The sequence below is a fragment of the Thermosulfuriphilus sp. genome (assembly GCF_054026695.1).
On the sequence record NZ_JBPMLP010000041.1, the window covers coordinates 1 to 12,857 of the forward strand.

The 12,857-nt window shown below is 50.3% G+C and carries 12 protein-coding genes; 4 read left to right on the forward strand and 8 right to left on the reverse strand.

Features of this window, described 5'->3' with window-relative positions; genetic code table 11:
* The first annotated feature begins 182 nt into the window (after positions 1 to 182).
* The 3 genes from ACXJJX_RS06645 (at position 183) to ACXJJX_RS06655 (ending at position 2,974) form a co-directional block, all read left to right on the forward strand.
* Positions 183 to 1,568, forward strand: a complete 1,386-nt coding sequence (locus ACXJJX_RS06645; protein ID WP_456433404.1) for a dynamin family protein — start codon at positions 183 to 185, stop codon at positions 1,566 to 1,568.
* Positions 1,569 to 1,573: 5 nt separating this feature from the next.
* Positions 1,574 to 2,317, forward strand: coding sequence for a prenyltransferase/squalene oxidase repeat-containing protein (locus ACXJJX_RS06650; RefSeq protein WP_456433406.1), 744 nt, complete (start codon positions 1,574 to 1,576; stop codon positions 2,315 to 2,317).
* A 69-nt stretch (positions 2,318 to 2,386) separates the two neighbouring features.
* Positions 2,387 to 2,974: a LemA family protein gene (locus tag ACXJJX_RS06655; protein ID WP_456433426.1), complete on the forward strand. Its 588-nt coding sequence runs from the start codon at positions 2,387 to 2,389 to the stop codon at positions 2,972 to 2,974.
* On the opposite strand, the gene ACXJJX_RS06660 is transcribed toward ACXJJX_RS06655, so the two are convergent.
* The 8 genes from ACXJJX_RS06660 to ACXJJX_RS06695 form a co-directional block, all read right to left on the reverse strand.
* Positions 2,971 to 3,897, reverse strand: a complete 927-nt coding sequence (locus tag ACXJJX_RS06660; RefSeq protein WP_456433408.1) for an amino acid--tRNA ligase-related protein — start codon at positions 3,895 to 3,897, stop codon at positions 2,971 to 2,973. The genes ACXJJX_RS06655 and ACXJJX_RS06660 overlap by 4 nt on opposite strands.
* Positions 3,869 to 4,432: an elongation factor P gene (efp, locus tag ACXJJX_RS06665; RefSeq protein ID WP_456433410.1), complete on the reverse strand. Its 564-nt coding sequence runs from the start codon at positions 4,430 to 4,432 to the stop codon at positions 3,869 to 3,871. Before efp ends, ACXJJX_RS06660 begins: the two co-directional genes overlap by 29 nt.
* A gap of 172 nt (positions 4,433 to 4,604) precedes the next feature.
* The gene (locus ACXJJX_RS06670) at positions 4,605 to 6,692 is read right to left on the reverse strand and encodes a sodium-translocating pyrophosphatase (protein ID WP_456433412.1); all 2,088 of its coding nucleotides are present in this window, start codon (positions 6,690 to 6,692) and stop codon (positions 4,605 to 4,607) included.
* Positions 6,693 to 7,020: 328 nt separating this feature from the next.
* Positions 7,021 to 8,685 carry a GTPase HflX gene (gene hflX, locus ACXJJX_RS06675; RefSeq protein WP_456433414.1) on the reverse strand — a complete coding sequence of 555 codons (1,665 nt, stop codon included), beginning with the start codon at positions 8,683 to 8,685 and terminating at the stop codon, positions 7,021 to 7,023.
* Positions 8,686 to 8,814: 129 nt separating this feature from the next.
* The gene (gene porB, locus ACXJJX_RS06680) at positions 8,815 to 9,750 is read right to left on the reverse strand and encodes a pyruvate synthase subunit PorB (RefSeq protein ID WP_456433416.1); all 936 of its coding nucleotides are present in this window, start codon (positions 9,748 to 9,750) and stop codon (positions 8,815 to 8,817) included.
* Positions 9,747 to 10,925 carry a pyruvate ferredoxin oxidoreductase gene (gene porA, locus ACXJJX_RS06685; RefSeq protein ID WP_456433418.1) on the reverse strand — a complete coding sequence of 393 codons (1,179 nt, stop codon included), beginning with the start codon at positions 10,923 to 10,925 and terminating at the stop codon, positions 9,747 to 9,749. Before porA ends, porB begins: the two co-directional genes overlap by 4 nt.
* A 2-nt stretch (positions 10,926 to 10,927) precedes the next feature.
* Positions 10,928 to 11,221 carry a pyruvate synthase subunit PorD gene (porD, locus tag ACXJJX_RS06690; protein WP_456433420.1) on the reverse strand — a complete coding sequence of 98 codons (294 nt, stop codon included), beginning with the start codon at positions 11,219 to 11,221 and terminating at the stop codon, positions 10,928 to 10,930.
* Positions 11,222 to 11,235: 14 nt separating this feature from the next.
* Entirely contained in the window at positions 11,236 to 11,784 is a 549-nt protein-coding gene (locus ACXJJX_RS06695) for a 2-oxoacid:acceptor oxidoreductase subunit gamma family protein (protein WP_456433422.1), read from the reverse strand.
* 204 nt (positions 11,785 to 11,988) lie between these two features.
* On the opposite strand from ACXJJX_RS06695, the gene ACXJJX_RS06700 reads away from it, so the two are divergent.
* The coding region (locus ACXJJX_RS06700) for a J domain-containing protein (protein WP_456433424.1) at positions 11,989 to 12,857 on the forward strand (869 nt) is incomplete at its 3' end.

Below are 12,857 nucleotides of genomic sequence, written 5' to 3' on the forward strand. Positions count from 1 at the left end.
CAGAAATTCTGCCCACGGCCATTGTTCCCCTAACGGCCATCGTTACTATTCTCCGCTATGGTCCGAAAATAAAGGCTGTAGTTCACTATCTTGACGGTCGTCGGGAAGAGATCCCTCCTTCTCGCATCCCGGAGTTTGTCACCTAGAAGAAAAATCCGGCCAATAGGCTTCGGGTCAAAGAGGTGGAAGTTTTTTATCCCTCTGAATACCTTAAGGATGGAGTCAGGATTATCGACACTCCGGGAGTCGGCTCCGTTTATCAACATAACACCGATGTCGCCTATGCCTATCTGCCCTGTGTCGATGCTGGGATCTTTATCCTTACAGCCGATCCCCCATTGAGCGGATCCGAACATCAATTTCTTCGAGATGTTCGTGAACATGTGGACAAGATCTTTTTTGTCCTCAACAAGATCGACCTAGTTGGAGAGACCGACCTGGCTGAGGCTCTGGCCTTCACCGAAGATATTCTCCAAAAGGACCTGGGACGGAAAATTAAAATCTATCCTGTCTCCGCCAAAGAGGCCCTGGAGGCTAAACTAAAAGGGAACATAAAAAGGCTGGAAGAGTCTCGTTTTTTAAGCTTTGAAAAAGACCTGCGCTCCTTCCTCCACCAAGAAAAGGGCAAGGCCTTTCTCCAGGCAGTCATTGGAAATCTCCTCCGACACCTTGCCGATGAGACCTTGGCCTACAAACTAGAACAAGAGGCCACTAAACTTTCTTTGGAAAAACTTCAGGAAAAGATCGATCAATTCGAAGAAAAGGCCCGCTTTATTGAAAAAGATCGAGAACAGATGAACTTCATTCTCGAGGGTCAGGTCAAAAGATTAAAGGATTCACTGGATGAAGATCTCCAACGGCTCAAAGAGGTCCAATTGCCAGAACTCTTAAAAGAGCTGGAAAGGATCTTTATGGATAAAAGCTCCCGAGGACTTTCAAGCCGAGAATTAGAAAAGGAAATGGAGAATTTTGTCTTTGGAGAGATACAAAGACTTTTTTCTCTTTTCCGCAACCAGGAATCAGAAGAGATAGCCGAAGAGTTAGAGGAAATCTACCTAGAACTGGCTAGACGCACCAATCAGATAATCGAAAGTATCGTTAAATTGGCCGCTGATCTCTTTGATATAGATCTTAAGCCATTCACCACCGTAGAAAAGCTCACCGGAAAAAGCGATTTTTACTTCCTTCTTCGCGAGGATCCGGTTGGTCTTGAACTCATTCAACTCTCCCTTCGTTCGGCGCTGCCCATGTTTTTAGCCAAGGGAATCATCCTCAGAAGGATGCGATCCACCATCGCCGACCGCTTTGAGAGACATTGTGGCCGGGTCCGCTACGATCTGATCAGACGGATAGATTTTACAACCAAAGAGTTCCGCAAGAAACTTGACGAAAAAATAGACCTTACCCTTACGGCCATAAGGGAAGCCTTGGCCCGGGCTTTAAGTCTTAAAAATCGGAGTGAACGGGAGGTCTCCCAGACCCTAAGTGGTCTTTCGGCCCGGCTGGCAGCCATTGAGGAAATAAGACAAGAGCTTTCTGGTTATCAAAAGGAGGTAGAGAGGCTCTAGGATCTATGTCTCCCGAGATAGTCTCCAAGGTGACCCCGTTTATCCTAACCCGAGAGAAGGCCGGAGGGGGATTTGGGGCCACCCCCAAGCTACCAGCCACGGTAGAGGACACCTATTATGCTTTAAGGGCCTTAAGGCTTATGGGCTACAAATCCAACCATCAAGCCACCAAGGAGTGGCTCAAAAGGCAGCTTTTCGAACGTATGGGCTTGGCCTCAATAACCTTTATGGCGGCCTGGGCCCTTAAAGCCTTAGAGGAACCCCTGCCAGCAGAGCTAAAAGCGTTTCTTATCCAGCGGCCCCAGACCGAACCCATCTCAACAGAGGTAATCTATCTTATACGATTAGCCAAGATCATCGGGCACGCTCCGGGCCTTCTTAAGGAACTAAAAGAAAAGGCCCTTAAAATTAAGGTCTCTGTCGTTCGGGACCTATACCTCCTGACCTGGACCCAAGACCCCGAAGAGCTTTATGGCTATCTTGATTGGATTATCGATTCACAGAATCCTGACGGAGGCTTTGGTTTCCACCCGGGGACCACCTCTTTTCTAGAGAATACTTATTTTGCCTTCCGGACCCTGGAATATCTTAGCCAAGGTCCCAGAAATCCAAAGGCCCTTAAGGCCTATGTTCTCTCCTGCCAGAGGGGTAACGGGGGCTTTGCCCGGGCCCCAGGTGGGATCTCCTTCTTAGAGACTACCTGGTATGGCCTTTATCTCCTAAATAGGTTAGAAGGAATAGACTCTTAATTAAGGCTGAATTTCTCAAGCAAATACGATAATTATCTCTGAATTAGACCCTGGAGGTGGAGGATGACCATCAGAAAAACTCTCCAAGTGCTGATCATACTGATCCTTATCAGCGGAGTCTCCTCTTGCGGCTATAATCAGATCCAACGCAACGATGAGGCTGTCAAGAAGGCCTGGGCAGACCTTCAGGCCGCCCTTCAACGACGCCATGACCTTATTCCCAATTTGGTGGAGGTAGTTAAGGCCTACGCTAAACACGAAAAAGAAACCCTTGAGGCCATAACCAGGGCCCGAGCCAAAGTGGGGGAGATCAAACTATCTGGCGAGATCCCCTCTGACCCACAGGCTATGGCCAAATTGGCCAAGGCCGAGGGGGAACTTACCACGGCCCTCTCCCGGCTCCTTATGGTCGCCGAAAGGTATCCAGAATTACGTTCAAGTGATCTTTTCCGGGACCTTCTTCATCAACTGGAAGGGACGGAAAATCGTATCAATGTTGCCCGGGTTCGTTACAACCGGGCGGTAGAGAGGTTCAACGTCTCTATCCGTATCTTTCCTAACAATCTGACCAACCAGCTTCTGCTCCGCTACAGCCCCAAAGAGCCTTTCCAGGCCCCCACGGGGGTCGAAGAGGTCCCGAAGGTAAGGTTCGATTAGACCTCTTCGGGGACAAAGGCGACCACCTCATCTATACTTGCCGCATCGCTAAAGAGCATAATGAGTCGGTCAACCCCAAGGGCCATCCCGGCGGCCTCAGGACAGTGGGCCAGAGCCTTGAGGAAAGCCTCTGGCCAGGGATAAAGGGGCTTTCCCAGATCCTTACGGATTTTCAGATCTTCCTGAAAGCGCCTACTTTGCTCTTCAGGATCAGTAAGCTCAGAAAACCCATTGGCCAACTCAAGTCCTCCCAGGTAGAACTCTACTCTTTCCGCCAGTTTTCCTCCTGGCTTAAGCCGGGAAAGAGCCGCTACCGGAGCCGGATAATCATAAAGAAATACTGGTCTGTCCCTGTTCAGGGCCGGTTCAACCTTTTCGGCCAGATCCAGATAAAAACGCTCCAGATCGATGGGAGGTTCGGGCCGCCAGCCCGCATACCGCTCAAAGGCCTCCAAGACCGAGAGCCTTTCAAAGGGCAGACTGAGGTCAAGTCGCCTACCTTGATAGACCAGCTCCCGGCCTGATCTTATTTCCTGAAGCAAAAAGAGCAGAAGACGCTCACAGTCATCCATAAGATCTCGATAATCGGCCCCGGCCCGATACCATTCAAGAAGAGTAAACTCCGGAAGGTGATAACGGCCCCGTTCCCCCTTCCTAAAGACCGGTCCAAGTTGGAAAATACGGGTAAATCCCTCGGCCAGAAGACGCTTCAAGTTCAACTCTGGCGAGGTAATCAGAAAGCGATCTCCAACAGCAAAGGCCTCAATGTGTGGTTCTGGAGCCAGGGTAGAGACAAGCAGGGGGGTTGATACCTCTATAAAGCCTTCCTTTTCAAAAAAATGTCGGATAGCCCGTATAATCCGGGAGCGCAAGATAATGCGGGCTGGATCCGGCCTAGGTCTTAACTCGTTCGACGTATTCACCACTGCGTGTGTCTATCTTGATAACATCGCCTTCTTTAACAAACAGGGGCACCTGAATCTCATGGCCTGTCTCTAGGGTGACTGGTTTGGTCGCCCCAGCGACTGTATCTCCTTTAAGCCAGGGATCAGCCTTGACGACCTTAAGTTCCACAAAATTGGGCAGATTAATACCTACCGGCCTCCCCTTAAAGAGAAGAACTTCTACATTCATATTCTCTATTAAGAACTTCTTTGCTTCTCCAAGAACTTCTTCTTCTACAGGTATCTGATCATAGGTTTGATTATCCATAAAATAGTAAGTAGAACCATCTTTATAGAGGTACTGCATCTCTACTTCCTCAACATCTGCAGGTTCAAGTTTCTCCCCTGACCGATAGGTCTTATCAAGAACATAGCCGGTGATGAGATTCTTAAGCCTGGTCTTATACATGGCATGTCCCTTACCAGGCTTGACAAATTCAACATCCACCACCACGTAAGGATCTCCATCAATGACGATCTTAAGACCCTTGCGCAGATCAGAGGTATCGTACACTTTAGCCTCCTTAGATTTAATAATTAATTTTTAAGACTGATTAATCTAATAAGATTATTAGAAAAAATCGGGGCAGGCTATTAATACCAAAGGTTGGGAAATTAACAAGCCCTGTAAGGAATAATAAGCAAAATTTAAAAGGGGAGGCGATCGCCTCCCCTTTTAAGGAACCTTAACCTTTATCAATAAGAGGCACAATAAGCAAGGCCACGATATTGATGACTTTGATCATCGGATTGATGGCCGGCCCAGCGGTATCCTTGTACGGATCACCGACCGTATCCCCGGTGACAGCACTCTTGTGAGCATCAGAGCCCTTACCACCATAAGCACCATCTTCAATATATTTCTTAGCATTATCCCAAGCACCACCGCCGGTAGTCATGGAGATGGCAACAAAGAGACCGGTAAGGATGGAGCCAATGAGCACTGCTCCCAAGGCCTCACGCCCCATAATGAACCCAACCAATACCGGTGAGATCACCGGTATAAGGGCCGGAATCATCATCTGTTTAATGGCACTCTTTGTGACGATATCCACGCACCGACCATACTCAGGACGAGCTGTCCCCTCCATGATGCCCTTAATCTCCCGGAACTGCCGACGAACCTCTTCAACAACACCACCAGCGGCCTTACCCACGGCCTCCATCAAAAGAGCCGCAAAATAGTAGGGCAGAAGACCACCGATAAAAAGCCCCACGATGACCCGCGGATCTGCCAGCTCAAAGGATACCGGGGTCTTAAAAGCCCGGGAATACTCAGCAAAAAGAACCAGAGCTGCCAGTCCAGCAGAACCGATGGCATAACCCTTGGTAACCGCTTTGGTGGTATTACCTACGGCATCAAGAGGATCGGTCGTATCCCGGACAGAATCCGGAAGTTCGGCCATCTCTGCAATACCACCGGCGTTGTCCGTAATCGGACCATAGGAATCAACGGCCACGACGATACCAGTCATGGAGAGCATAGAGACCGCCGCCAGAGCAATGGCAAAAAGGCCAGCCTTGGCCCCCATGGGAGTTCCAGAGAAACCTCCGCCAAGCTTATAAGCCCCCAAGATGGCCGCACAGATCACCAGCACCGGACCAGCAGTAGCCTTCATGGAGACAGCCAGACCAGCAATGATATTGGTGGCGTGGCCGGTAACGCTGGCCTTGGCAATGTATTGGACGGGCCCAAAGCTCTTAGAGGTATAGTATTCAGTGATCATGATAATGGCTGCGGTGACCAAAAGACCAATGATAGCTACCCCAAAGATAGCCCCCGGAGTGAAGATCTCCTTCTCCGGTCCCGGAGGCAGAGCATTGATAAACCACTTGGAGGCAAAATAGAAGGCAATGGCTGCCAAGATACCGGCTACTGCCTGCCCCTTATACATAGCCCCCATGATATACTGGCTTTTACCCAGGCGGACAAAATAGGTACCGATGATCGAAGCAATGATGGAGATCCCACCAATCAGAAGCGGAAAGGTAACCCAGAGACTGTGGGGACCAAAGACCGTCTTAGCCAAAAGCATAGCGGCCACAATGGTCACCACGTAGGTCTCATAGAGGTCGGCAGCCATACCGGCACAGTCACCAACATTGTCGCCCACATTATCGGCAATAACCGCCGGGTTCCGGGGATCATCTTCCGGAATGCCAGCCTCAACCTTACCGACTAGGTCAGCACCCACGTCGGCCGCCTTGGTGTAAATCCCTCCAGCAATACGGGCAAAGACGCTCATCAAAGAGCAACCAAAACCAAGGCCCACCAAGGCATGATAAGCCTCATCGAGATGTTCAGCCGGAACAACAGCCTTAAGAATAGCAAAATAGACAGCAATACTCAGAATACCCAAGCCGACAACCAGCATTCCCGTAACCGAACCACCCCGGAAGGAAAGCTTGAGGGCCTCGGAAAGCCCCTTAAAGGCAGCCTGGGCCGTACGGACATTGGCCCGAACAGTGACCATCATCCCAATATAGCCGGCCAAGGCTGAGCCAGAGCTACCAATAAGAAATCCAATAGCCACCCATTTTCCAAGTTTAAAGAGAAGGATGAAGAGAATGGCTCCGACAATGGCAACTGTCTTGTACTCTCTGGCCAGGAAGGCCGCCGCCCCTTCTTGAATGGCGGCAGCGATTTCCTGCATCCGCTCATTGCCAGCCTCCTGCTTGACAACCCAAAGGGCTGTCAAAATTCCGTAAGCAACCCCCAGAAAGCCACAAATAATGGCGAAAGTTATCAACGTATCCATTGTTAATGTGCCCATAGCCTACTCCTCCTTAAAAAATAAAGCCTTAAAGATAATCGAAATCATCTCCGATCAAGAATGTAACAAGCAACAAAAGCCAACACTCTCCCCTTACATACACCCCCCCTTTCCTAAAAATTTTTATTCAACCAAACAGGACCTAGCCCTATTTAAACCAAAAACCTTTACCAAATGAGCCTTCACTCATTTAGATAATCCAAAGTTTTTTAGCATAGGGGGAATTGGTTGTCAAGATTGATATTTTTGTGCTAACTCATGAAGAAAACGGAATTTTTTAGACTTCAATGATCGCAGAGCCTTCCAATTCTATAAAGTTGACAAAAAGTTAAAAATTGCTTGAAATCTCAACCCTCTTGGCTCCCATCAAGGACAGTCTCTGAACAATTACCTCAAGCAACGGGGAAAGACTCTCTGGATTTAGGGCTGAGACGGCTACAGCCCCATATCTTCGGACAATAGCCCTGACATAAGAGTCTTCCAGGAGATCAATCTTATTAAAGACCTTTATTTGAGGGAGGCTTCCAAGCCCCATCTCTTCAAGTAGGCTATCCACCACTTCCATTCTCTCTTCAAAGGAATTATGGCTTACATCCACTACGTGGAGGAGAAGATCGGCTTCGTAGAGCTCCTCTAGGGTAGCCTGAAAGGCCCGGCGCAAATCCTCCGGAAGCTCTCTTATAAAACCTACAGTATCCGTAATAATGACCGAAGAGTTTATCTCCGGCAGATAGAGCCGACGGCTGGTTGGATCAAGGGTGGCAAAAAGGCGACTTTCAGCCAGGAGATCGCTTTTGGTCAAGGTATTTAGAAGAGTGGTCTTTCCCGCATTGGTGTAACCCACAATGGAGACCACCGGTAGACGACGTCGCTGGCGACGTTTGCGGCGTAAAGCTCGCTCGGCCCGGACAGCCTTAAGTTCACGCTCCAGTCTGGCCAAGCGCTCCCTTACCCGCCGGCGATCAACCTCCAACTTGGTCTCTCCTGGCCCCCGACCACCGATGCCTCCTGTGAGCCGGGAAAGGGCGTCATCCCTGGTAGACAAACGGGGGAGCATATACCTTAACTGAGCCATTTCGACCTGAAGCTTACCCTCCCGACTCCGGGCCCTTTGGGCAAAGATATCTAAGATAAGCTGGGTTCGATCAATCACCCTCAGTTCGGTAAAGTCGGTAATAGAACGCATCTGCGAGGGGGTAAGCTCTTGGTCAAAGATCAAAAGGTTGGCCGAAAGTTGCAGGGCCCGAACTACCAAGTCCGAGAGCTTTCCCCGACCCATGAGAAACTTGGGATTTATCCGATCCCGTCTCTGAACAATAGTATCAAGAACAGTAACCCCCGCCGTCCGGGCTAGCTCCTTGAGTTCGGCCAAAGATTCCTCTACCAGAGCCCTTGGTTTAGTAGAAACACTGATCAAGATGGCCCGATCTCCTTTCAAGACTTCCTTTGCCGGACGTCTCCTGGCCAGCTCCTCTTCCAAAGAAGAAACAAGTTCCAGGAAATCTGGTTCAAGATGGGCCGGGTGTCTCGGAGGTAGCTCGGCGTAGTGGCGACCGTTGTTGTTTGTCGGCAGGAGATGGGCAGCATAGACTCTGTTTGGAAGGCCGTCTTGGGTAACACAGATGACAGCCATAAGGTCAAGGCGCAGGAGGGCCAGATCGGTAAGGTCATCCTGACTCAGGGACGCTTCAGCCAAGTGGGTATGGATACAGCGCAGCCCCCTCAACCGCCCTTCGGCTACCCGATAGCGACTAAGAGAAGGAATGACTATCTGGTGGTTATCACCCACGATTACATAGATGATCTCTCCCCGCCGATCGATCATGAGGCCGATTTGCCTTCGGATCTGACGGGAAAGACCAGCTAGCTCTCGGGCCAACTCCGGACTAATAATATAGGCGGGTGGAACTCGACGACGATAAAGACGCTCCAGTCTTTTTATCTCACTTGGCTTAAGGCCAGCCGTATTTCCGTAAAGTTTTCCGCTTGCCATTACCTCCAGACCAGGACCTTACTTTAAACCCAATTTTAAAATCTTTTTTCAAAATTGTAAGGGGATAAAAGAAAAAAGGGGCCTTAAGGCCCCTTTTTTCTTTTTCCAAGATAGCCTAACTCTTAAGACCTAGGACTCGGCCAACCTCAAGAGGCGCTCGTACTCGGCATCCACCCGACGCTGAATCTGAGCGATTACATCATCACCTAAGTGACGAAAGCGACGCTGACGCTTAAGATATTCCTCAACCGGCTTGGGCTTGGTTACCTTCCGGGAAATATAGTATTTGCCCTCAATTACCTCGTAGAGAGGGAAGATCCGGGTATCAACAGCCAATTTGGCCAACTCTATAGAACTGGCCCCTGGGGTACCCCACCCGGTGGGACAAGGAGAATAGATATGAACATAGGCCGGCCCCTTAACCAGAGCTGCTTTCTTGACCTTGTTCATCAGATCAAGAAAATGGGCCGGAGTAGCCGTAGCTACGTAAGGGATTCCGTGAGCTACGGCAATAGCCGGAACATTTTTCTTCCAGGTTACCTGACCAAAGCTCTTCTTCCCCGGCGGACTGGTGGTAGTCATGGCCCCATAAGGGGTACAGCTTGAACGCTGGACACCAGTATTCATATAGGCCTCGTTATCCAGACAGATGTAGACAAAATCATGCCCCCTCTCCAGGGCTCCAGAGAGGGCCTGAAGGCCTATATCCGCCGTACCACCATCCCCGGCAAAAGCAACCACGTCAACGTGTTTTTTGGGATAGCGCCCCTTTCGCTGAAGAGCCTTAATGGCCGCCTCAACTCCAGAGGCCACCGCCGCTGCATTCTCAAAGGCGATGTGGATCCAAGGTACCCTCCAGGCCGTCTGCGGGAAGGGCGAGGAGATGATCTCCATACAACCCGTGGCACTCACGGCGATGATATTCATTCCCAAGGCCTTAAGGGCCAGCCTTAAGGCCAAAACCTCGCCACAGCCCTGACAAGCCCGGTGTCCCGGGGCAAAAGGCTCTTCTTTAGGAAGATTCTTCGGTGAAAATCCCTTGAATTTAGCGAATTCTGCAATCATATCTCCCGCACCCCAATCATCTCATAGAGTTCTTTGGGCCGCTTCTTGGCATAAAAAGCAGCCTTGTCTGCGATTTCTTCAAAGGTCTCTACTGTTACATCCCGTCCTCCCAGGCCGGCAATGAAGCTAAAGATCTTGGGCCGTTTAGGGGCATTGTAGAGAACAGAACGGACCTCTGAGGCCACTGGCGGAGTTACCGCCCCTGGAGACAAGGCTCGATCAACTACCGCCAAAACCTTGGCCCCAGAAATAGCCTTACGAAATTCCATAACAGGAAAAGGCCGCCAGAGACGAAGCCTTACCAGACCAACTTTCTGACCAGCCTCCCGCATCTTATCCACGGCAGTCATAGCTGTCTCGGCCAAAGACCCCATAATGAGAATAAGAACCTCTGCGTCTTCAGCTCTATAGGTCTCTACTGGCTGATAGCGCCTCCCAAATATCTCTTCAAATTCATTCCAGGCCTTAAGAATTACCTTTCGGGCGTTCTTGACCACCTCATCAGTGGCTTTTTTGGCCTCCATATAGACCTCAGGGATACCTACAGCCCCGATGGAGATAGGCTTACGGGGCTCAAGTCTAAATTTTGGTTTATAGGCGGGCAGATAACGATCAATCAGCTCCTGATCAGGGATCTCAATGGGTTCTATGACGTGAGAAAGGGTAAAACCATCGATATTGACAATAAAAGGGAGCATAACCCGCCGATCTTCAGCCACTCGAAAGGCATGGAGAGTCAAATCAAAGGCCTCTTGCCCGTTTTCGGCAAAGGTCATCAGCCAGCCAATATCCCTCTGGGCCATAATGTCGCCGTGATCATTCCAAATACTGATCGGGGCCGAAAGGGCCCGATTAGCCACCACCATAACTACTGGAAGCCGAAGAGGGGGAGCTATAAAAAGAATCTCATGCATCAGGGCCAGCCCCTGGGCACTGCTTGAGGTGAAGACCCGCGCCCCGGCAGCCGACGCCCCTAGACAGGCACTCATGGCCGAGTGCTCACTCTCAACGGTAATGTATTCTGCATCGAGCTCACCGTTGGCCACCACCTCGCTCAGGTGTTCGACGATATGGGTCTGCGGCGTAATTGGATAGGCAGCAATTACATCCACTTTGGCCATCTTCACGGCCTCGGCAATGGCTATGGAAACCTCCATGGCAACTCTTTTCGACATGATTAAACCTCCTCCATAACCATGGTGATGGCCCCCTTGGGACACTCATTGGCACAAATGCCGCAGCCCTTACAGTAATCGAGGTTGACGATAAAATAACCTTCATCATCGGGCTCATAGGCCGGCTCAGGGCAAAAAATATAACACATCCCACAGCGGATACATTTCTCCTTGTCCAGAACCGGACGCTGACTCCGCCAGTCACCTGTCTTAAAGTTGGCTGAGTTGCCCGGCTCGGTAATGTAAAAGCCGAAAGGCATCTTCTTCCAGCCAATGATTGCATTATCCTTAGGCATCTTGTCCACTCCTTCTATTCCAAAACTTTGGTCTCTTCCATGGCCCGATGGAGAGCCTCTTTGTTCTTGGGGGCCAGACGGCCAAAACGGTGTTCCAAGGCCTCCTCAAGATAGCCAAGATCAACCAAGCCCGTGGCCTTGATAAGGGCCCCGAGCATGGTGGTATTGGTTATCGGAAGCCCTAAGACCTCCATAGCAATCTTGGTCGCATCTACATAGGCAATTCGACCACTAAAACCAAGCATCTCCCGAATCTCGTCTGGAGATTTGTGGGAATTGACAATAGCCCAGCCATCGTCCTTAAGACCAGCTGTCACCTTGACAATGGCCGGGAGTGAAGGATCAAGAACAAGGATGATATCCGGAGTGTAGACCTTTTCTCGGGTAAGTATCTTTTCATCACTCACCCGGACAAAGGCAGCCACCGGAGCCCCCCGCCTCTCAGGGCCGAAACTGGGGAAGGCCTGGGCATATTTGCCCTGGTTGATGGCGGCGATGGCGATCAGTTCCGCCGAGGTAACCGCCCCCTGTCCACCACGTCCATGGAGCCTGACTTCGATCATGGGATCTCTCCTCTCGAAAAAACTGGCGTCTTGCTAGGGTAGAGAGCTTGTTATCACGTTGGTTTTCCTATTGTCAAGTACTCAATTGCCCCTATAGGGACAGTAATTAAGAGATTAAGGGCTTTTTTGGGGGCAAAGCCACCCCCTTGGCCCCATTTAGAAAAGTTGGCGAAGGGCCTTGTCGGGAATTAAAATGTCTGGATAATGGGTAAAAATCCTTTTGAGATTCTGGGAATAACCCCCCAAATGGCCCGAGACCTTGACGAGGAGTCCCTTTTTGATTTGGTAAAGGCCTGCTATCGAACCCTCCAAAGGCTCTGCCATCCTGATCTGAGTCAGAGAATTTCAGCCAAAAGACGGGCAGAGATGGCAGTGGCCCTTAACTTGGCCTATGAAGAGTTAGACCTTTACCGCAATCCTGAATCATTCAGGCGATGGCGAGAGGCCTATATCGCCAGACTCAAAAGGCCTTCGAAGAGCCGGTTCAAGGAAATGGAGGCTCAGCTGGCCAATCTCTCCCAACTTAAAGAAGGGCTCACCGAGGCTCTTTGGGAACACCTCGTCTCCTTGAACAAGATCCCAGTAAGCCGGACGTCAGAGACCATTTCCCTGGAGACTACTGGTGTCTGCCTGGGGCTCATTGATGTAGCCATTAAGTATAACCTCAGACGTTACAGCTGGGGGCAAAATCCTAACTACAAGGAGATCATCTTGAGCGATAAAGGGGGAGTCTTCTTCAAGGCCCCTCCCCGATGGGAGCTTACTCCGGCCAAGTTCATCACCCTTTTATGGACCGTGCCTCGAGGAGCCATTGACATCGCCGCCCTCCTTGAAAGACAGCCCACCAAGGATCATCTCTTGGGAGGGGGCCGAGACCTTGATTTCCGCCCTTTTGAACTCCTAAACACCCTTGAGATCCAAGTCTTCAAAAGAGAGTGTCTCCCTTATCTGCGTCGGGAGATTCGCAAAGATGCCTATCTCTTTTCTGTCCGCCAGCCTTTCAACGGAAAGATTTACTGCGAGGGGCTGATCGTCCGGATAATCAACCAACGGGCCTCAGATAGAAAGCCCCT

Excerpts from the sequence above, each read along its gene's own strand:
- ACXJJX_RS06650 (WP_456433406.1), top strand. The coding sequence starts at position 1,574 with ATGTCTCCCGAGATAGTCTCCAAGGTGACCCCGTTTATCCTAACCCGA.
- ACXJJX_RS06670 (WP_456433412.1), bottom strand. The coding sequence starts at position 6,692 with ATGGGCACATTAACAATGGATACGTTGATAACTTTCGCCATTATTTGT.
- hflX (WP_456433414.1), bottom strand. The coding sequence starts at position 8,685 with ATGGCAAGCGGAAAACTTTACGGAAATACGGCTGGCCTTAAGCCAAGT.
- porB (WP_456433416.1), bottom strand. The coding sequence starts at position 9,750 with ATGATTGCAGAATTCGCTAAATTCAAGGGATTTTCACCGAAGAATCTT.
- porA (WP_456433418.1), bottom strand. The coding sequence starts at position 10,925 with ATGTCGAAAAGAGTTGCCATGGAGGTTTCCATAGCCATTGCCGAGGCC.
- porD (WP_456433420.1), bottom strand. The coding sequence starts at position 11,221 with ATGCCTAAGGATAATGCAATCATTGGCTGGAAGAAGATGCCTTTCGGC.
- ACXJJX_RS06695 (WP_456433422.1), bottom strand. The coding sequence starts at position 11,784 with ATGATCGAAGTCAGGCTCCATGGACGTGGTGGACAGGGGGCGGTTACC.